General features: G+C 60.3%; 12 protein-coding genes, 3 tRNA genes and 3 rRNA genes. 12 read left to right on the forward strand and 6 right to left on the reverse strand.

The window, feature by feature from the left end; all coding sequences use genetic code 11:
• The first annotated feature begins 48 nt into the window (after nt 1-48).
• The 8 genes from DT343_RS01650 (at nt 49) to DT343_RS01685 (ending at nt 7,101) form a co-directional block, all read left to right on the forward strand.
• A complete protein-coding gene (locus tag DT343_RS01650) occupies nt 49-720 on the forward strand; it encodes a rhomboid family intramembrane serine protease (RefSeq protein ID WP_220116426.1) in 672 nt (223 codons plus the stop codon).
• Nucleotides 721-822: 102 nt separating this feature from the next.
• Entirely contained in the window at nt 823-1,248 is a 426-nt protein-coding gene (locus tag DT343_RS01655) for a CBS domain-containing protein (RefSeq protein WP_112861507.1), read from the forward strand.
• A gap of 627 nt (nt 1,249-1,875) precedes the next feature.
• A 16S ribosomal RNA gene (locus DT343_RS01660) occupies nt 1,876-3,336 on the forward strand.
• Nucleotides 3,337-3,517: 181 nt separating this feature from the next.
• Nucleotides 3,518-3,594, forward strand: a tRNA-Ile gene (locus tag DT343_RS01665).
• 84 nt (nt 3,595-3,678) lie between these two features.
• Nucleotides 3,679-3,754 (forward strand) — tRNA-Ala (locus DT343_RS01670).
• Nucleotides 3,755-3,953: 199 nt separating this feature from the next.
• Nucleotides 3,954-6,734: ribosomal RNA gene (locus DT343_RS01675) — 23S ribosomal RNA — on the forward strand.
• A gap of 87 nt (nt 6,735-6,821) precedes the next feature.
• Nucleotides 6,822-6,936 (forward strand): 5S ribosomal RNA (rrf, locus tag DT343_RS01680).
• Together the 16S, 23S and 5S rRNA genes with 3 tRNA genes alongside form the textbook arrangement of a ribosomal RNA operon.
• Nucleotides 6,937-7,024: 88 nt before the next feature.
• Nucleotides 7,025-7,101 (forward strand) — tRNA-Met (locus DT343_RS01685).
• Here the strand turns inward: DT343_RS01685 and DT343_RS17970 are convergent.
• Nucleotides 7,058-8,686: a recombinase family protein gene (locus DT343_RS17970; RefSeq protein WP_368731199.1), complete on the reverse strand. Its 1,629-nt coding sequence runs from the start codon at nt 8,684-8,686 to the stop codon at nt 7,058-7,060. The genes DT343_RS01685 and DT343_RS17970 overlap by 44 nt on opposite strands.
• Nucleotides 8,687-9,094: 408 nt before the next feature.
• Nucleotides 9,095-9,325, reverse strand: coding sequence for a helix-turn-helix domain-containing protein (locus DT343_RS01700; RefSeq protein WP_112861508.1), 231 nt, complete (start codon nt 9,323-9,325; stop codon nt 9,095-9,097).
• A 69-nt stretch (nt 9,326-9,394) separates the two neighbouring features.
• Here DT343_RS01700 and DT343_RS01705 point away from each other — a divergent pair, with 69 nt between their 5' ends.
• Nucleotides 9,395-10,216 (forward strand): hypothetical protein, encoded by an 822-nt coding sequence (locus DT343_RS01705; protein WP_112861509.1) that lies wholly within the window; start codon nt 9,395-9,397, stop codon nt 10,214-10,216.
• A gap of 370 nt (nt 10,217-10,586) precedes the next feature.
• Here the strand turns inward: DT343_RS01705 and DT343_RS01710 are convergent, their stop codons facing one another.
• From DT343_RS01710 to DT343_RS01720, 3 genes are all read right to left on the reverse strand, one after another.
• The gene (locus tag DT343_RS01710; RefSeq protein WP_112861510.1) at nt 10,587-10,814 is read right to left on the reverse strand and encodes a hypothetical protein; all 228 of its coding nucleotides are present in this window, start codon (nt 10,812-10,814) and stop codon (nt 10,587-10,589) included.
• 286 nt (nt 10,815-11,100) lie between these two features.
• On the reverse strand, nt 11,101-11,601 hold the full coding sequence (locus tag DT343_RS17720) for a hypothetical protein (protein WP_258522474.1): 501 nt from the start codon (nt 11,599-11,601) through the stop codon (nt 11,101-11,103).
• A gap of 524 nt (nt 11,602-12,125) precedes the next feature.
• Nucleotides 12,126-12,605, reverse strand: coding sequence for a sodium-dependent bicarbonate transport family permease (locus DT343_RS01720; RefSeq protein ID WP_258522475.1), 480 nt, complete (start codon nt 12,603-12,605; stop codon nt 12,126-12,128).
• Here DT343_RS01720 and DT343_RS17725 point away from each other — a divergent pair.
• Nucleotides 12,597-13,379 carry an arabinogalactan endo-1,4-beta-galactosidase gene (locus tag DT343_RS17725; protein ID WP_258522476.1) on the forward strand — a complete coding sequence of 261 codons (783 nt, stop codon included), beginning with the start codon at nt 12,597-12,599 and terminating at the stop codon, nt 13,377-13,379. The two genes, DT343_RS01720 and DT343_RS17725, sit on opposite strands and share 9 nt — an antisense overlap.
• A 51-nt stretch (nt 13,380-13,430) precedes the next feature.
• Here DT343_RS17725 and DT343_RS01730 read toward each other — a convergent pair whose 3' ends face one another.
• Nucleotides 13,431-14,495, reverse strand: a complete 1,065-nt coding sequence (locus tag DT343_RS01730; protein WP_112862536.1) for a DUF2332 domain-containing protein — start codon at nt 14,493-14,495, stop codon at nt 13,431-13,433.
• A gap of 370 nt (nt 14,496-14,865) precedes the next feature.
• Between DT343_RS01730 and DT343_RS01735 the strand changes: the two genes are divergently transcribed.
• Both DT343_RS01735 and DT343_RS01740 read left to right on the forward strand, forming a co-directional pair.
• Nucleotides 14,866-16,770 (forward strand): methyl-accepting chemotaxis protein, encoded by a 1,905-nt coding sequence (locus DT343_RS01735; protein WP_112861511.1) that lies wholly within the window; start codon nt 14,866-14,868, stop codon nt 16,768-16,770.
• A 216-nt stretch (nt 16,771-16,986) separates the two neighbouring features.
• Nucleotides 16,987-19,476 (forward strand): TonB-dependent receptor domain-containing protein, encoded by a 2,490-nt coding sequence (locus tag DT343_RS01740; RefSeq protein WP_112862537.1) that lies wholly within the window; start codon nt 16,987-16,989, stop codon nt 19,474-19,476.
• Nucleotides 19,477-19,941: the final 465 nt, after the last annotated feature.

The following is a 19,941-nucleotide window of genomic DNA, read 5'->3' on the forward strand; positions in this document are numbered from 1 at the left end:
ATTAAGAAGCGCTTGATGCCACGCCGGTCACTGAGCATTTGTGGCGTCATGTCAGATGCATCCGGTCGATTCGATCCGCCGAACAGCCGCCCGGCGCGAGAGCCGATGTTCAACGTGCCGCTGGTCGTGCTGCTGATCGCGGCATCGATGCCAACGCTGTATCTGTTCCAGCGCGACCTGCCCGACATGGGCATGAGCATGGCGTTCGCGCCCGTTGATCTGGAGCAGGGACGGTGGGGCGGCCTGCTGACAGCCATGTTGCTGCATGGCGGATGGACGCACGCGATCATGAATGCGGTGGCGGCGCTGGCGTTCGGGACGCCGGTGGCGCGGCTGTTCGGGACCAGGATGGGTCCGACGGTCTTTCTGCTCTTCTATCTGGCGTGTGGCGTGTTGGCGTCGCTGGGCTATGGGCTGATCCATTGGGGATCCAGCGAGCCGATGGTCGGCGCGTCCGGCGCCGTCTTCGGCCTGATCGGCGCCGCGACACGATTGCTGGGAGGGCAGGGCAGGGTGCTGCCGATGGGTGATCGCCGCGTGATCGGCGCGGCCATCACCTGGATGGCGGTCAACGCTGTGACCGGAATGATCGGCGGACTACCCGGCGCCGAGGGAGCCAGGATCGCCTGGGAGGCCCACGCGGTCGGCTTCGTCATCGGCTTTCTGGCCATCGGTCCCTTGGGGCGGATGTTCGGAGGCGGGGCCGCGCCTCGTCCCTGAGACGCGTTGATTCCGGACGGGGGCTGAGCGATCATCGCTCTCTGAGCGGCCCTGTCGCCATTCCGGCCCTGCGGTCGTCTCTTATAGAGAGAAGGGACCGCGATGTTTGTCGCCGAAATCCTCAAGACCAAGGGAAACGCCGTCTTCTCAATCGCGCCGGATCTGACGGTGACGCAGGCGTGCGCAGAATTGGAGCAGAAGCGGGTCGGGGCGCTGGTCGTCTGTGACGGCGACAAGGTGGTCGGGGTGTTTTCCGAACGCGATGTGGTCAAGGCGTTGGCGGCCGATGGCGCCGATGCGCTGGACCGCCCGGTCGCCGACTATATGACGGCCAAGGTGATCTACGCCGAACCGGCCGAGGAGATGTCGGCCTTGATGACGCGGATGACCGATCGGCGCATCCGGCATCTGCCGGTCATGCAGGCGGATCGTCTGGTCGGCGTCATCTCCATCGGCGACGTGGTGAAGTGCCAGATCGCCGAACACGCCCATGAGGCCGAGAGCTTGCGGACCTATATTGCAGGCTGAGAGGACGCCAAACCGTTTGCCGATTCCGGTTTTGCGAGAAACTTCCCCTGTCTTGTCAGAAACCGCTTGCTGACAAATCCGCGTCTCCGTATAGAGCCGCCTCGCTCGGAAACGGGCCGGCCGGCGGGGCTGCGGGGGTGAAAATCTCCAAGGTCCCACGGAAGAAAGAAGCGAAAAACTTCTTGCTTTCATCGGTTGGTTTAACTAGGTTCCGCGCTCCAATCGAATCGCCGACGGGTTTTAAGAGGTAAGCCTCGCTTTCCTCCGGTGGTTTCTTGCGGTCTGAAGGGTTCGCTCTTCTCTCCGAAAGATCTCTGAAAAGAGCGGTTGACACGGGGTTTGCGGTTCTCTAAATCGCCGCCTCCGCCGACGACACGGCGCTAAACGGTCGGGCCTCTTCGGAGGTTCCAGGTCTTTGACATTGTTGATTTGGAAAGAGAAACGCAGGCGGCGGTGTTCTTGCGATGACCCTAGAGGTCATCATACGACACTGACTATCTGCGGTCTTTTTGAAAAGATACCATGCGTCGGTCTTCGGATCGATGACGTGGGAACTCGTCAATAAAATACGTAGAACTAATGCCAAGACCGCTTCGGTGGTCTTCAAGCTTAGGTCAGAAGTCAACTCAACCTGAGAGTTTGATCCTGGCTCAGAGCGAACGCTGGCGGCAGGCCTAACACATGCAAGTCGAACGAACTCTTCGGAGTTAGTGGCGGACGGGTGAGTAACACGTGGGAACGTGCCTTTAGGTTCGGAATAACTCAGGGAAACTTGTGCTAATACCGAATGTGCCCTTCGGGGGAAAGATTTATCGCCTTTAGAGCGGCCCGCGTCTGATTAGCTAGTTGGTGAGGTAAAGGCTCACCAAGGCGACGATCAGTAGCTGGTCTGAGAGGATGATCAGCCACATTGGGACTGAGACACGGCCCAAACTCCTACGGGAGGCAGCAGTGGGGAATCTTGCGCAATGGGCGAAAGCCTGACGCAGCCATGCCGCGTGAATGATGAAGGTCTTAGGATTGTAAAATTCTTTCACCGGGGACGATAATGACGGTACCCGGAGAAGAAGCCCCGGCTAACTTCGTGCCAGCAGCCGCGGTAATACGAAGGGGGCTAGCGTTGCTCGGAATTACTGGGCGTAAAGGGAGCGTAGGCGGACATTTAAGTCAGGGGTGAAATCCCGGGGCTCAACCTCGGAATTGCCTTTGATACTGGGTGTCTTGAGTATGAGAGAGGTGTGTGGAACTCCGAGTGTAGAGGTGAAATTCGTAGATATTCGGAAGAACACCAGTGGCGAAGGCGACACACTGGCTCATTACTGACGCTGAGGCTCGAAAGCGTGGGGAGCAAACAGGATTAGATACCCTGGTAGTCCACGCCGTAAACGATGATTGCTAGTTGTCGGGATGCATGCATTTCGGTGACGCAGCTAACGCATTAAGCAATCCGCCTGGGGAGTACGGTCGCAAGATTAAAACTCAAAGGAATTGACGGGGGCCCGCACAAGCGGTGGAGCATGTGGTTTAATTCGAAGCAACGCGCAGAACCTTACCACCTTTTGACATGCCTGGACCGCCAGAGAGATCTGGCTTTCCCTTCGGGGACTAGGACACAGGTGCTGCATGGCTGTCGTCAGCTCGTGTCGTGAGATGTTGGGTTAAGTCCCGCAACGAGCGCAACCCTCGCCATTAGTTGCCATCATTTAGTTGGGAACTCTAATGGGACTGCCGGTGCTAAGCCGGAGGAAGGTGGGGATGACGTCAAGTCCTCATGGCCCTTACAGGGTGGGCTACACACGTGCTACAATGGCGACTACAGAGGGTTAATCCTTAAAAGTCGTCTCAGTTCGGATTGTCCTCTGCAACTCGAGGGCATGAAGTTGGAATCGCTAGTAATCGCGGATCAGCATGCCGCGGTGAATACGTTCCCGGGCCTTGTACACACCGCCCGTCACACCATGGGAGTTGGTTCTACCCGAAGGCGCTGCGCTGACCGCAAGGAGGCAGGCGACCACGGTAGGGTCAGCGACTGGGGTGAAGTCGTAACAAGGTAGCCGTAGGGGAACCTGCGGCTGGATCACCTCCTTTCTAAGGATGCTTCTCCAGGCCGTCTCTCACGAGACTGTCTATTGAGGCTCCAATAAACGGCGGAACGCCGCCGTCTCCGTTTCTCTTTCCACTTTCGTCATCGACGCCTCGACCATACGGGTCGTTGAGTTGGTGGCGCGATCGCGAGCCTGGGTGTCTATGACCCGGCTGTCGCTGCCATAGGCCCGTAGCTCAGGTGGTTAGAGCGTACGCCTGATAAGCGTAAGGTCGGCAGTTCGAGTCTGCCCGGGCCTACCAGGACTTCTGGTTCGCTGGGGGTTCTCAGCCTCAAGACGGCATCGCCGACAGCTCTCCTGGGCTTCGCACTATTCCTGATGGAATGGGGCCATAGCTCAGTTGGTAGAGCGCCTGCTTTGCAAGCAGGATGTCGTCGGTTCGACTCCGTCTGGCTCCACCAGGATCTTGTGATCGCATCAAGAATTGCCCGTCGGCGCTCGCCGGCTGGCATTGATATCGTAAAGGAAGAACGTGACCGGCTCCCCTGAGCTTTGAGGTCCTGTTCGAGAAGAAGACATTGTCTGACAAAAATCAGGCTTGGTCCCCCGGCATCTTTCCAGTCGGGCGGAATAAACCAAGCATGAGTTTTGCTGAGAAACGATCAAACGTTGAAGGGCTTCTGACGGATGCCTTGGCGTAGAGAGGCGATGAAGGACGTGGCAAGCTGCGATAAGAACCGGGGAGGCGCTAGCACCCTTTGATCCGGTTATTTCCGAATGGGGAAACCCACCTTTACAGTCTTCCAACTCTGTTTCTTCGGAAGCAGCGATTGGCGGATTGTTGAAAGGTATAATGAGCTGAATACATAGGCTTCATTAAGCGAACCCGGGGAACTGAAACATCTCAGTACCCGGAGGAAAGGACATCAACCGAGACTCCCGTAGTAGTGGCGAGCGAACCGGGACCAGGCCAGTGCTCTTGTGAAATAAAGACGAACGATCTGGAAAGGTCGGCCATAGTGGGTGAAAGCCCCGTAGTCATCAAACAGCAAGAGACTCGAGTAGGGCGGGACACGTGAAATCCTGTCTGAACATGGGGGGACCACCCTCCAAGCCTAAGTACTCCTCTACGACCGATAGTGAACAAGTACCGTGAGGGAAAGGTGAAAAGCACCCCGACAAGGGGAGTGAAACAGATCCTGAAATCGGAAGCCTACAAGCAGTCGGAGCCGCCAAGCGCGGTGACGGCGTACCTTTTGTATAATGGGTCAGCGACTTCATGTGTCGAGCAAGCTTAAGCCGTTAGGTGTAGGCGCAGCGAAAGCGAGTCTGAATAGGGCGCTAAGTTCGACGTATGACGACCCGAAACCAGGTGATCTATCCATGAGCAGGTTGAAGGTTGGGTAACACCAACTGGAGGACCGAACCCGTGAATGTTGAAAAATTCTGGGATGACTTGTGGATAGGGGTGAAAGGCCAATCAAACCTGGACATAGCTGGTTCTCCGCGAAATCTATTTAGGTAGAGCGTCCGACGAATTCCTTGGGGGGTAGAGCACTGGATGGTTGCGGGCTGCGCGAGCGGTACCAATACTAACCAAACTCCGAATACCCAAGAGAACTATCGGGCAGACACACGGCGGGTGCTAACGTCCGTCGTGAAAAGGGAAACAACCCTAACCATCATCTAAGGCCCCCAAGTCACGGCTAAGTGGGAAACGATGTGGGATTGCTTTGACAATCAGGAGGTTGGCTTAGAAGCAGCCATCCTTTAAAGAAAGCGTAACAGCTCACTGATCAAGCGATCCTGCGCGGAAAATGTAACGGGGCTCAAGCCGTGCGCCGAAGATATGGGTTTGCAGTTTACTGCAAGCGGTAGCGGAGCGTTCCGTAGGCCGGTGAAGGTCAGGCGTGAGCCTGGCTGGAGGTATCGGAAGTGAGAATGCTGACATGAGTAACGATAAGAGTGTGAGAGACACTCTCGCCGAAAGACCAAGGGTTCCTGCGTAAAGCTAATCTGCGCAGGGTTAGTCGGCCCCTAAGGCGAGGCTGAAAAGCGTAGTCGATGGGAAGCAGGTAAATATTCCTGCACCAGCTGGAAGTGACGGATGGCTTAACTCGTACCCACTTATTGGATTGTGTGTGCGGGGGCGTTGTCCCAGGAAATAACTCCAGCAGAGACCGTACCCGAAACCGACACAGGTGGTCAGGTAGAGCATACCAAGGCGTTTGAGAGAACTATGCTGAAGGAACTCGGCAAATTGCACGCGTAACTTCGGAATAAGCGTGACTCACCTTGCGCAAGCAGGACTGAGTGGCACAAGCCAGGGGGTAGCGACTGTTTAGCAAAAACACAGGGCTCTGCGAAGCAGCAATGCGACGTATAGGGTCTGACGCCTGCCCGGTGCCTGAAGGTTAAAGGGAGATGTGAAAGCGTCGAACTGAAGCCCAGGTAAACGGCGGCCGTAACTATAACGGTCCTAAGGTAGCGAAATTCCTTGTCGGGTAAGTTCCGACCTGCACGAATGGCGTAACGACTTCCCCACTGTCTCCAGCATAGGCTCAGTGAAATTGAATTCCCCGTGAAGATGCGGGGTTCCCGCGGTCAGACGGAAAGACCCTATGAACCTTTACTATAGCTTCGCCTTGGCGTTAGCGACCGTATGTGTAGGATAGGTGGGAGACTATGAAACCGGGGCGCCAGCTCTGGTGGAGTCGTCCTTGAAATACCACCCTTACTGTCGTTGACGTCTAACCGAGGGCCGTTATCCGGTCCCGGGACATGGCGTGGTGGGTAGTTTGACTGGGGCGGTCGCCTCCTAAAGTGTAACGGAGGCGCGCGATGGTGGGCTCAGACCGGTCGGAAATCGGTCGTCGAGTGCAATGGCATAAGCCCGCCTGACTGCGAGACTGACAAGTCGAGCAGAGACGAAAGTCGGCCATAGTGATCCGGTGGTCCCGAGTGGAAGGGCCATCGCTCAACGGATAAAAGGTACTCTAGGGATAACAGGCTGATTTTGCCCAAGAGTCCATATCGACGGCAAAGTTTGGCACCTCGATGTCGGCTCATCACATCCTGGGGCTGGAGCAGGTCCCAAGGGTATGGCTGTTCGCCATTTAAAGTGGTACGTGAGCTGGGTTCAGAACGTCGTGAGACAGTTTGGTCCCTATCTGCCGTGGGTGTTCGAAGCTTGAGAGGATCTGTCCCTAGTACGAGAGGACCGGGATGGACATACCTCTGGTGTACCTGTCATGGCGCCAGCTGTGCAGCAGGGTAGCTAAGTATGGAATAGATAACCGCTGAAAGCATCTAAGCGGGAAACTAACCTCAAAACAAGGCTTCGCTGAGGATCGTGGAAGACTACCACGTTGATAGGCCAGGTGTGGAAGTGGGGCGACCCATGAAGCTTACTGGTACTAATAATCCGATCGGTTTGATCGTTTCTCAGCAAAACTCATTCGATGATTGCTCCTTGACCAGAGCAATCTCAGACAATGTCTTCTCATCATCCGCTGTCCCCCTGGTTGACCTGGTGGCTATGTCGGAGGTTCCCCACCCGATCCCATTCCGAACTCGGTCGTTAAGCCCTCCAGAGCCAATGGTACTTCGTCTCAAGGCGCGGGAGAGTAGGTCGCCGCCGGGTCTACCAGGCGGACAGCCGATGATGAATAAAAACCGCAACCGCGGTCCTTCTCGAAACCGTTCTTCCTTCACGATACACTACCGTTTGCCGCGGGATGGAGCAGCCCGGTAGCTCGTCAGGCTCATAACCTGAAGGTCGTAGGTTCAAATCCTACTCCCGCACCCAACTTCGTAGTATTTTCGCCGTCTTGGTTCACCAGGGCGGCGATTTTGCCTTGTACGGTCAAGCCAAACTTACCCCGCTCTTCCAACGGCGTGACCACGACGGTTCTAATCAACTTGCGAACCAAGTCCCGTGCCTCAGCCGCTGCCTCGCTGTCGTTTCGAGCCAAGGCGCGTTCCAGCGAGTCCACGACGGTCCGGTAATTCTCGGCCACGCCAGGGTGTACGATGACGACGGGCTCTGCGGGTGCTTGAGACAGCTCCGATTCAATCTGTGTTCGCCGCGCTTCCAGCGCGTCCAGACGATCCTTGACAGTAGCCCCGGTAAGGACCCCATCGGCAATCTGGTCGACCAAGCGTTCGGCGCGGCGCTTCACCTCTGCAAGTTCAGTGTCCAGTTTCGATCGAGCCTGTGTGATCCTGCGCGCGTCATTCTCTGCTGCTAGCCTCGCCTCTTCGACGGCGAGCGCCACGCGTTCCGGCGCCAGAAGTCGGTTCTTGATCGCGGCTAGGACGCGCGCCTCGATCTCGGCGCTCTTGATCCCTCGGCCGTTTGTGCATGCCAGTTGTCCGCGTTCACGGCGCCATGAGCACATAAAGCGTTGATCGGCGCCGCTTCGGATCATCGGGCCGCCACAGACCCCGCACGTCAGCTTGCCACTGAGCAAGTGGCGTGGGCGCACAGATCCGCGGGGGGAGCCCGTGAGAGGCGGCAGCTTGTTCTCTTCATAACGATCACGAACCTTGGACCACAGGTCTTCGGATATGATCCGGAGATGAGGCACCTCGGATCGAAGTATCTCGCACGGGTCCGCGGTTCGCGCCTGGCGCTTTCCTGTGTGTCTGTCCTTGACCCAAGTTTGGCGACCAAAAACCAGAATGCCTCGATAGAGCTCGTTGTGGATCACGCCATTGCCACGCTCGGCATTGCCGTTGATGGTCGAAGCATTCCAACTGCCGCCTCGGGGGCTGGGGATCCTGCGAGCATTGAGATCGCTCACGATTGCCCGAGGGGATTGGCCGACGGCGTACCGCTGAAAGATTTCGCGGACGACTTCTGCTTCATCAGGATCGATATCGCGAAGGCCCCGGATCGCTTCGCCGATGGCGTCGAATTTTCGCCTGATTTTGTAACCGTAGACACGGCCGCCAGTATGACGACCGGACCGGACGACGCCTTGAAGGCCGCGCCTTGTCTTTCGGCCAGTCTCGCGCAGTTGGAGGGCGTTCATGGTGCCCATCAGCCCGATCTGAAGCTCAGATATGTCGCCTTCGGAGATCGTGCGGATTTTGACGCCGTGGAACCGTAGGTCCTCGAAGAGTGCCGCGACATCGGCCTGGGACCGAGAAAGGCGATCTAACGCTTCACAAAGCACGACTTCGAACTCGCCGTTCTTCGCGCCGCGCATCAGGCTATGCAATCCGGGCCGGTTTGCTGCGGACCCTCCCGAGATGGCTGCGTCCTCAAACGTCGCGACGATCTTGGTCGCGTCTTTCGCTGCAAAGGAACGGCACGTCGCAAACTGATCCGCGATCGAAGCGACGTTTTGAAGGTCGGTCGAGTAACGGGCATATAGGGCTGCACGCATCAGCTCAGGCTCCGGGCGATGGAAGATCGCCACGGTGCATATCGAGCGTCATACGCGCAAGGATGCGGGCCAAGTCGTCGAGAAGGGACTCGGCGACAGCGAGGCGACTGCTCGGCCATAATGCCTCGCACGCGCTGATACCGCGAGCAGCGTCGAGTATGCACTCGGCGGGGGAGGCGCCACAGCCTTGCGGCGAGGGTAGGGCAATGGCCTTATCGCAGAGGCGACTGCAAGTATTGTCGTCTGGCATGGTCGGGGTGAACCTATCCAGAGCAACAGTGGTGGCTGCTTCTAACGAAGACTTACGAGCATTAATCATAGTTCTAACCTTGTTTTTCGAGGAGAAAAATTTGGCTAGAATCGGTCTTACGGCTTGTTGAGGTTGAAGGGGCGAAGGCTAACGAACAGTTAACGGGAGGGTGTGGTCTGATTGAACAGCTCGGACGGTCCACAGCCAAGGCCGACAGCCAAGGCGTAGACCGCCTTGATGCCGACGTTGCGTTCGCCACGCTCAATGCCGCCGATGTAATTTCGATGGAGTCCGGCTCTGTCCGCCAGCTCCTCTTGGCTGAGGCCGAGCGCAACGCGCCGCGACCTGACGGCGCGGCCAAAACTCAGCAGTTCAGCGTCAACTTCCACACAACCGCACTTGCGGCTGCCGCCCGATCTTCACTACACACTATCAGTGTGATTGGTGCGAGAGGTGTGATGGCTGATTTTGTCGATATTTCCGAGATGGGCTCCGAACTGCAGCTCATGATCGGAACAGGGTCGCATCTGGACCCAGCAGAGCTCGACCCGTTGATCATGCTTGCATCGCTTAGGGTTATGCAGAACGCCGCCCGTGAAGGATTGAACGACGACGCTCTCACGATCCTTTCGCTATTGCTGTTGGTGTGGGTTCGACAGCTGCGGGACAATCCCGACAATGGAGGGTTGGTGAAGACGACCGCTGAGGATCTGGCCGACCTTTCTGGATGGCTTGTGGACAGGGTGCTCACATCCTTGCAGGCGCTGGCGCCGCATATCCTGATCGATGACCTCGCGCTGTTTGCTGAAGGGGATCTAGAGATTGGCTTGGCGCCGCTGCTGCATCGGGAGGGCGCCGACTGCGGCGATATGCTGATCCGGTATTGGACGTCTCACTACGTGATGAGAATGGGGCCCAAGCTAGAGGCTGCCGAGGAGACCGTGGCGGAGGGATTGGCGCAAGCGAACGACCTTGTCGGCGCCGGAGAGCGCGTGGCTAGGTTACAGGCTCGCTGGGATGCCTATCGAGCTCAGCGAGATAGTTTTGCTCACTATACGGTGGCCGGCGCCGGCGCGGACTTGGCCGCCTTCGTGGATGATGTCTCGACCCTCGAGGCCTTGAATGACGCAGTGGTTGGTCTGATCGAATCCGCCAACCATGGGCCGCTGACCTTTGCTCAGGAATGCGGCCTTCTTCCGTGTACCAAGCTTCAGGCTCTCGCGATCAGTGCGGCTGGGCTGCAGCTGAACCCCGTCGAGACGAAGGGTGTTCGGCACTGAAAGGCTTCGCATCAGAAGTGTGCTCTGGTCGCCTCGCCGGCCCGCAGCTTTGGTCACATGACATGCTGCCTTATATGAGACCTACAGACTTCGCTGGGAGACGCCTCATGATGGATGTTCTTATATTCGCGGCCGGTGGGGTCACCGCATTGGTCATTGCCTGGTTGGTCCAACCCATTTTTGGAGGGCTCATAGAAGGTATGAATGGCGGGACGAGCCGGCGTAAAAACAAGTCGGAGTAACAGCTGGTTTCGCATTTGGGTCGGTGTCTCGACACCGCGTTACTCCGGCACGGAGGATGTGCAGCCCTCATCGCGGTAGCCTTGCGTGTCCCGGACGAGCGCAGCCGGATCAACGCGAGAGACTTAAGTCACGAAGACGTGCTTGGCTCGTCATGATCGCCGGCGCGGGCTTTTCGATCACACAGCGTTCGCACCATTTTGAAGATCACCGTCTTGATGGCGAGGACCGCCACAATGGTGAACGAGAACACCAAAGCCATCTGCACAAAGTTCATCTGAAAGGCTTGCAGCTCAGCGTCGGTCACCGTCGTCTCCTTAGCTGGTTGGGCATCCAAATATTCCATCTCGAGCGCCATTCGAAACCCAGCCTAGGGGGCGATAGCCCTGCGCTAAATGATGGAAGCAGACGACCAAAAAACATCTAACCCCAGTGGGGCCATTAGGAATATCATCCTGTGGAGGATGGTGCACACATTACGCACACCTGCATTCGAGCTAGGGCGTTGTAGTATTTGGGAAAAAGTCGGGCGCAAAACAGATCGGATGTGATCTACACGGAGATTGCCTGGCACTTTACCAATAATTTCAACACGATTGCTGGATTGCAGATGATCCATCCCCACCCTCAGAAATAGCCGAGTTCTACCTACCCTCCGGCAATCTAGGCGTACGTGACCAGGAGTATTTGCCGGCGGCGTCCCGACCTGGTTCGCTGAAGGCCGTGAAGGGGACCAGACAGCGCGACGCTGGCGACAGATGCGGGCGCCAATGGCTGGAGCTGGTGTTGCGGACGTTGGTCGTGCCGCTGTCGGGCTCGAACTCCAAAATTTTCTGAAAGTCCAGCGCGCCTCTCGCGCCGCGCCAGCCGAAGGCGACAGGCGGCTGATCGGGGAGGAGCGCGACAGCCTCGACGGCTGCGGGCTGAGCGAGCAGTCGTGAGGGGCGCGGCCAGCGACGCGTCCAGGTCTCAGACACCGGCGGCGCGGTCGGCGAGAGTTTGCGGATGGAGCGTTCGGGCACGTCGCTCTGCGCCGGGCCAGCCGACCCAGGTTCTGCGGGCCGAGATGACTGGCGAGGGGCGCCAAGTTCACCGGCGCTGGGCGACCAGTCCAGCGGCAGGACAACCGGCGCAGCTAGAACCATGGCCTCCACGCCTAGGTCAGGATCGACGGTTTTGATCTTGTCGTAGGGCAGGCGTGTGAGCCGCGCGACATCGCGGACGGGCGCGCAAGGCCGACCTGCATGGCTTTGGTCCGGTTGTCGATCCGTTCGAACCGCAGGTCGAGCCGGGACGCGCCGAGTCCCTGAACATCGAGCAAGTCGCTCAGGGCTTCGACCAGTTTGAGCGTTTAGCGTGCCAGAGTCCCCGGTGCCGACTGGATGCCGGGCGCGGCCAGAGGCCTAATTCAGACGACAGATAACCTCCGGCACGAATCGCAGAAATCAAAGAGGCATGAGGCCTGGCTTCCAGCTCGCCGATGGTTTTGACTGCCAGTGGCGATTAGAAACATTCGCTCTGGCGCCTGTGCGGCAGCAACGATCCCTGCGGGGTAGTTAACAGCCATAGCCGCTTCACGACAGGTCAGGCGTCAGGTAGCGAGGTTTACCTTCGTTCCGGATCATCGCCTTCCGACGCCTCATCCGCCCTGGGCCGCGTTCGCGCGATTTCACAGCCAGATCCAAACCGTCGCGGCGGTGTAAAGGGCGATGCCGATCGTGAGGTTGAAAGGAAAGGTGATTGCCAGGGAGGCTGTGACAAACACTCCAGTGTCGGCTTCGGGCGCGGCCAGGCGCATGGCCGCAGGCACGGCGATATAAGACGCCGAGCCGGCAAGGATCGTTATTAAGGCGGCGTTGCCAACGTCTAGGCCGGCCAGCCGCGACAGGCCGAGGGCAAGGGCCGTCGAAACCAGCGGAAAGCCAATCGCGAAAGCAGCCACGTAGGGGCTCATCCGCCGGCCGCCCTCCATAAGTCTGCGCGCCGCGATCAGGCCGATGTCCAGCAGGAAGAAGCACAGAGAGCCCTGAAACAGCGGCCCGACAAACATCTCCAGCCTCGCCAGGCCGGGCGCCCCCGAGATCAGGCCGACAACGAAACTGCCTAGAAGCATGCGACCAGCGCAATCAAGCCGCGCGTAATGCTTCACATCGCTCAGCCGGAGAATGTGGAGCCTTGGTTTGCGGACGCCGCGCGATCGGGCGTGACCGGCTATGACCTGATCGGCATCAGCTACTATCGCAAATGGTCCACCCAGGACCTGGACGGGCTGGGCGCCACGATCAACCGTCTGCCGCATCGCTATGCCGCCGATGTGGTCGTGGTGGAGACCTCCTATCCGTTCACTAACGACGGCGCTGACGCCTCGCCCAATCTGCTGGGGCCCGACACCCTGTTGCCCGCCTATCCCGCCACGCAGGAGGGGCAGCTGAAATATATGAAGGACATCACCCAGACGGTCATTTCAAACGGCGGCAAGGGCGTGGTCTATTGGGAACCCGCCAGGGTCTCCACCCCCTGCTCGACACGGTGGGGTGTGGGATCGAACTGGGAGAACGCAACCTTTTTCGACTGGCGCGACCGCAACAATCTGACCTTGGCGGCGGGCTATACGCGCGAAGACTATGTTCAGCCGGCCCCGCTGACCTTCGCCATTCGTCGGCCCGCCGGCCAGACGGCCCCCCTTTGGCTGTGGGGCAACTTTCTGGGATCGCGTGAGATCGCCATCCGGCTGGTCCCGTCCTCGGATGATCCCTCGGTCCTGACCTATACGACCACCGTCAAGCCGGGGCAGACGATCCGCTATCAGCTCTATGACAGGCTGCCCATCGGCACGGGGCTGATCGACGCGCCCGGTGGCTTCGCCAGCGCCCAGGTCTCGCAGACCGGCCTGCAAGTTCCCATCGTCCTTCCGGCGGATTGAGGGCGGGGGTGAACACCGCCTGGGGGACAACCCGAGCCGCTGGTTCCAGAGCTACGCCGCCAGCATCGAGGCCGGCGACGACAGCCACTCCAGCTCGTCGCCGTAGGGGTGGCAGTGCGCCAGGACGCGGGTTTCGCCGGCGGGCCAGGCTGTCAGGCGCAGTTCGACGTGGCTGCGGTCGCGCGTCCATTCGAAGCTGATCCAGAGCAACGGGTGGTCGGCGTCGGCGCGGCGGCCGGCGGTCGAGAGCAACGCTATGATCTGGTGCCGGTCGTCGTCGCTCAGATATTGCAGAACCATGGTGTGCATCACGACGCGGCACCGCCCGGCCGCCTGAGGCTCGGCCAAACGGTCAGTCAGCCAGGTTACGGCGTCGCCCTGATCGATGCGCGGCGGATGATCGGCGGCGATGCGCAGGGCGTTCTCGAGGCGTTGGGTGCGCGCCGGCTGGTCTGCCCAGGCGAAGGCCAGCAGACGCTCGCGATGCGCCGGGTCTGCGGCGTTCAGCGGGTGTAGGTCGACGCCGCGCGCCGCCGCGATGGAGACCGGGACGACCTTGGGCGATGCGCCCTGCCACAGGGGTTCGATCTGCACGTCCGAGAAAGGATCGCCGGCTGACGCCGACCCCAGAGCATAGGCGTAGCGATCAAGATTCAGGTTCAGGCCGCAGCTGGACCCGAGCTCAAGCAGCTCGAAGGGCATGGCGTGATCCAGAGGGGCGGCCATCAGCGCGCTCATCAGCGCGGCGGCGCGCGCCACCTCGTTCGTTTGCGGCGGGTGCAAAATCCAGCAGGCGACGTATCGGTCGTTCCGGGCCAAGGCGTCGGCCACGGCCGCGTCGAAGTCGGTGTGTTCGCGACGATAAAGGCTGGTCAAGGCGTAGGACCGGCCCGAGCGCGCCAGGGCGTGCAGGGCGCCGTTCAAACGTAGGGCCAAGGCGGCTGCGGCCTGATCTCCCGGCCAATCATACAGCCGTGCGGCTGTCAGCGGTGCGTGCGACAGCTGCCGGCTTGCGGCTTCGAGAACGCGCGCGACGAAGGGCGACCCCATGGCGCGGCAGCGGTCGGCCTGGGCCGCGAGTTCCTGGGTGAAACGGTCGGCGACGGGGCAGGTCATCCAGTCACCAATCGCATCGTCGCGCATTCCGAATAAAACGAACTGTTACTTGTCTGTTCCCAGGTCCGAAGAAGTATTCGACCGAGGGCTGAGGTCCGACGTTGCTTGAGGCTCCGATGGGACGGACGACTTACCTATGATCACTTGGCTTAACAGCGCGTGAATCTCGCGAAATTCAAAGCCGGTGGATGTAAGCGTTTGGGCGTCGCCAGCTTAACTATCTTTTTAATCGGTCCATTCTAGGGGTGGATAGTCGCCTGAAAAACAGGGCGTTTTGCGTAGTTCGAACAAAGATCGGGCTGTGCGCAGTAGCGTCAGCTGAGGAATTGGCTGCCCTTAGGTAAGTATAGGTGCGTAAAGGGGTGAGCTCATGATGTCGAAGATGCGAATTCCGAAGAAGCTGCGGCTTTCCTTCATCCTGATCTGCGTCTCAGCGGCGATCATGATGGCAGTCTTTTTCGCGACGATCATGATGATCCGCTCGTCGATCGAGAGCAACAATCTCAGCCGCACGATCGAGGCGCAGGCGATGTCGCTGGAAACCGCGATCCTGCGTCAGAACAGCCAGTTCCGGGGCTTCCTGGTCACCGGCGACGAGACCTATCTTAAGTCCTATTACGAAGGACGCGACGAGTTCGACAAGGTCGTCGTCGAACTGAAGGGTCAGTTGGGCGACGCCGAAAAACAGGCGCTGCTCGAAAAATCGCGCTTGGCCACCCTGGCCTGGAGGGCCGACTGGGGCGATCGCATGATCGCCGAGGTTCGCGCCGGCAAGCGCGAGCAGGCGCAGCAAGAGGTGCGCGACGCCGGCAAGAAGGTGCTGGTCAGCGAGGCTGTTCTGCCGCTGCGCGACCTGCGCGAGGCCGAAGCCGCCGTGACCGAGAAAAATCTGGAACGGCAGCAGACCGCGATCGTGACGGCAATCATCGCGTTGATCGTCGGCGGCATCGCCCTGATCACGATCGCCATCGTGCTGTCGGCCATGCTCAGCCGCATGATCGCACGCCCGATCACGGTGCTGACCCAGGCCATGGGACAGTTGGCCAAGGGCGATAATGACATCGTCGTCGACGCCAGCCATGCCGACGAACTGGGCGACATGGCGCGCGCGGTCCTGGTGTTCCGCGACACGGCCCTCGCCAAGGCGGATGCGGAGCGGGCCAAGGCGGCCGCCGATCTGGCCAAGGACGCTGCCGAGCGCGAGAAGGTCGTCGCCGACGCCGCCCAACGTCACGTCGTCGAGGAACTGGACACGGCTCTGGAGGCTCTGGCCGCGGGCGATCTGACCCACACCATTCGCACGCCGTTCGCCCCGGAATATGAGCGTCTGCGCACGGCCTTCAACGTGGCGGTGCAGGGCCTGGAAGAAAGCCTGGCCAGCGTCGCCGGGTCGGCCCAGAGCGTTCGCCTGGGCGCCACTCAGATCTGCTCGGCGTCCGAAACCCTGTCGTTGCGAACCGAACAGCAGGCGTCCAGCCTTCAGCAGACGACCACCGCGACCAATCATGTCACCGACATGGTCGGTGACGCGGCGCGCAGCGCGGCCAACGCCCGCAACGCCATCACCCTGGCCAACGGCGACGCTGCGGACGGCCGCGCGATCGTGGAAGAGGCGATCGTCGCGATGGACGCGATCAAGGCCGGATCGCAGGAAATCGGCGAGATCATCAACATGATCGACGCCATCGCCTTGCAGACTAATCTTCTAGCCCTGAACGCCGGTGTCGAGGCCGCGCGGGCTGGGGAGGCGGGGCGCGGTTTCGCCGTGGTCGCCGGAGAGGTGCGCGAGCTGGCCAAGCGCACCGTCGACGCCGCCAAGGACATCAAGCAACTGATCAGCCGGTCGTCGGACGAGGTTAAGGTGGGCGTCGATCGCGTCGGCGAGACCAGCGAGATGCTGGCGCGGGTCGTGTCCAAGATCGGCGACGCCCACACCCTGATCGTCGACATCGCTCACGGGGCGCAGGTCCAGTCCGAGAATTTGAAACAGGTCAACAGCGCGGTGGGCAGCATGGATCGCATGACCCAGCAGAACGCCGCCATGGCGGAAGAGGCGACGGCGGCGGCGCGCATCCTGGCGACCGAAGCCGACGAACTGGCGACCCTAGTTTCCAGGTTCAGGCTGAATACGACGACCTCCGCGTCGCCGTCCGCCGCACCCGCGCCACGTCGAGACACCGTATCCGCCCCGAGGCCAGCGCCCAAGGTCATCCGCGCGGTCGGTGCGCTCGCCTTGTCGAGCGAGGCTGCCGATGACGACTGGAACGAGTTCTAAGATATCAAAAAAGTTGAGTGTAAGAGAACTAGGCACAGCAATTTGAACTTTGTGGGCGCTGTTATGTCAGTATTAATCCGTACTCTGGCATTATAAAACATCAAACACATCCGTGTTTTATTGATGAGAGCCATGCAAGAAACTGCATGGAAGAATTTCCGAACGAAAATCAGTTGTCCAGTCGCCGCACTGCAAGACAACGCCTTGGAGGCTTCCTTGAAATCCCTGTACTTCACGGCCGCGATCGCGCCGCTTATCCTCGCCATGCCTGCTCATGCGCAGACGCAGCCTGCGCCACAGCGCCAGACGGCCTGGGAGGCCAGCCGGACGCGGGCCAATGACGACGTGATCGTGACGGGCGTGGCCAAGGCGCGCGACAGGCTGGACAGCGCGACCTCCACCAGTTCGATCAACGACGTCGAGATCGCCAAGATCGGTGCCTTCGCGGTCAACGACCTGTTCCGCACCATCCCCGGCATCCGCGCAGAGGCCAGTGTCGGCGAGGTCAACGGCAACTACACGATCCGCGGCCTGCCGATGGTCAGCACCGGAGGAAAATACCTGCAGTTTCAGGAAGACGGTCTGCCGGTTCTGGAGTTCGGCGACATCCTGGCGCTGACGTCTGACTATTTCATGCGCTACGACTTCAACGTCGGCCAGATCGAGTCCATCCGCGGCGGATCGTCCTCGACTTTCGCGTCCAACGCGCCGGGCGGCGTAATCAACCTGATCTCGCAGACGGGTGAGGTCGAAGGCGGCTCGGTCCAGGTGTCTTCGGGCCTCGATTACGACACCTATCGCGGCGACTTCAGCTACGGCGGTCACCTGAGCGACACCGTCCGCTTCCACGTCGGCGGCTTCTATCGCGAGGGTGAAGGCCCGCGCGACGCCGGCTTCACGGGCAACAAGGGCGGCCAGATCAAGGCCAACATCACCAAGACCTTCGACGGCGGCTTCGTGCGTCTGTACGGCAAGATCCTGGATGACACCGTCGTCGCCTATGGTCCGACGCCCCTGCTGGTGTCCGGTACCAACGACGATCCCAACTACAGCGACGTTCCGAACTTCTCGATGACGCGCGACACCCTGACGTCGCGTAACACCACGGTCTTCCCGCTGCTGGACGGCGACAACAATCTGAAGCGCGTCAACCTGCAGGACGGCAATCAGGTTCAGGTGCGCGCGCTGGGCTTCCAGACCCGCTTCAACCTGCACGGCTGGACCATTTCCGAGCACATGCGCTACGCGCAGCAATCGGGTGATCAGTCGTTCAACTACCCGTTGGCCGTGGTGCCGGCGGCCCAGGCGCCGCTGGCGTTCGGTCGTCGTCCCGGAACCCTGGCCTATGCGACGGGACCGCGCGCCGGTCAGGCGATCACCAGCCCGACGACCCTGAACGGCAACGGCCTGCTGGCCTATTCGACCCTGGTCCACACCGACATCGACAGCCTGGACAACTTCACCAACGACCTGCGCGCCAACCGCGTCTGGAAGATCGGCGGCGGCGACCTGACGACCACCGTGGGCGTCTATTCGGCCCAGCAGGACCTGAAGTTCGATCGCCAGTATATCCCCTTCCTTCAGGACGTGGTGGGCGGCGGAAACTCGGCCCTGGTCGACATCTTCAATACGAACGGCACGCCCCGCACCCAGGACGGCGTGGTCAACTTCTTCGGTCCCTCGGGCGCCGGGTCCAACTCGCGCACCGATGTGACGTACAAGGTGCTGGCGCCGTACGCCTCGCTGAACTACCGGCTGGGCAAGCTGGCGCTTGGCGGATCGATCCGCTTCGACAGCGGCGACGTCAGCGGCCGCACGGTGGCCAACGGCCTGACCGACGTCCGCACCATCGACGTGGACAACGATGGCGTCATCTCGGAAGCCGAGCGCACATTCGCCTTCGCCCCGGCTGCAAACGCCACGCCGGTCGACTACGACTACGACTATGTCTCGTATTCGCTCAGCGCCAACTACCGCGTCTCGGACAGCTTCTCGACTTTCGCCCGCTACAGCGAGGGCGCGCGGGCCGCAGCGGACAAGATCCTGCGTTCGCCGGCCATCAGTAATGTCGATGGAGACCTGCTGCAGGCCGACGCAGCCTATGATCCGGTGAACCAAGCCGAGATCGGCATGAAATATCGCGCCAAGGGCGTGTTCGCCAACGTCACGGGCTTCTGGGCCGAGGTGAGCGAGACGAACCAGCAAATCCGCGCGGATGCCGGCGGCGTCACCCGTCTGGTGTTGGTCCAGCGCAGCTACGAGGCCAAGGGCGCCGAGTTCGAGGCCGGCGTACGTCACGGTCCGTTCAGCCTGACTGGCAGCGCCACCGTCACCAGCGCCGAGATCACCAAGGCCGAGGATGCGGCCTTGGTCGGCAACTCGCCGCGCCGTCAGGCCGACCTGATCTTCCAGGTCATGCCGCAGTACGAGACGGACCTGTTCACGCTCGGCGCCAGCGTCGTCGGCACGACCGAGAGCTATACGCAGGACGTCAACCAGCTGAAGATGCCGGGCTACGCCACGGTCAACGCCTTCGTCCAGGTGCGTCCCATCGACCGCGTCGTGCTGTCGCTGACCGCCAACAACCTGTTCGACGAAACCGCCCTGACGGAAGTGTCGGCCGACAGCCTGCCCGCCAGCGGCGTGGTCCTGGCACAGGCCCTGCCTGGTCGCACCGTCACCGCAGCAGTGCGCTTCTACTTCTAAGGCCAGACAGGCTTCCGGGCATTGGTCCGGAAGCCTGAACCTGCGCAGCACCCGGTTTAGCCACGAACGTCTGTGACGCGCTTTTACGATGACTACGGGCCCCGATGATTTACTCCAGCCATGTAGCGATCGGTTTGAGCGAAGCACGGTCTCTGCCGTGGGCGGACGTCCGCGGCGGAGGGGCCTGAAAAGCGAAATGTCCCGCGCGCCGCAGATCCGTCTCGTGTCGCTCTCTCCCGGCTTGACCCCCGAAGGATGTCGATGTCGAGTCGGAAGACTGGGCGCCGATGACCGGAAAGAACCTCGCTGTTAACATGTCGCATTTCGGGCAGTTGGCCGATGTCCGTTGCTGGCGCATTCGAGACTAAGCGGCATGACAGAAGATGGTCCCTGCGGTCAGGCCGGGACATCGATCATGCCAAATATACTACCTAGGCCAGTGCGTGCTCCCGCACCCAAAATAAC

Source organism: Brevundimonas vesicularis, from assembly GCF_900445985.1.
Classification (GTDB): domain Bacteria; phylum Pseudomonadota; class Alphaproteobacteria; order Caulobacterales; family Caulobacteraceae; genus Brevundimonas; species Brevundimonas vesicularis_D.

Excerpts from the sequence above, each read along its gene's own strand:
- DT343_RS17725 (WP_258522476.1), top strand. The coding sequence starts at position 12,597 with ATGCTTCACATCGCTCAGCCGGAGAATGTGGAGCCTTGGTTTGCGGAC.
- DT343_RS01705 (WP_112861509.1), top strand. The coding sequence starts at position 9,395 with ATGGCTGATTTTGTCGATATTTCCGAGATGGGCTCCGAACTGCAGCTC.
- DT343_RS17970 (WP_368731199.1), bottom strand. The coding sequence starts at position 8,686 with ATGCGTGCAGCCCTATATGCCCGTTACTCGACCGACCTTCAAAACGTC.
- DT343_RS01650 (WP_220116426.1), top strand. The coding sequence starts at position 49 with ATGTCAGATGCATCCGGTCGATTCGATCCGCCGAACAGCCGCCCGGCG.
- DT343_RS01735 (WP_112861511.1), top strand. The coding sequence starts at position 14,866 with ATGATGTCGAAGATGCGAATTCCGAAGAAGCTGCGGCTTTCCTTCATC.
- DT343_RS01730 (WP_112862536.1), bottom strand. The coding sequence starts at position 14,495 with ATGACCTGCCCCGTCGCCGACCGTTTCACCCAGGAACTCGCGGCCCAG.
- DT343_RS17720 (WP_258522474.1), bottom strand. The coding sequence starts at position 11,601 with ATGGTTCTAGCTGCGCCGGTTGTCCTGCCGCTGGACTGGTCGCCCAGC.
- DT343_RS01710 (WP_112861510.1), bottom strand. The coding sequence starts at position 10,814 with ATGGCGCTCGAGATGGAATATTTGGATGCCCAACCAGCTAAGGAGACG.
- DT343_RS01655 (WP_112861507.1), top strand. The coding sequence starts at position 823 with ATGTTTGTCGCCGAAATCCTCAAGACCAAGGGAAACGCCGTCTTCTCA.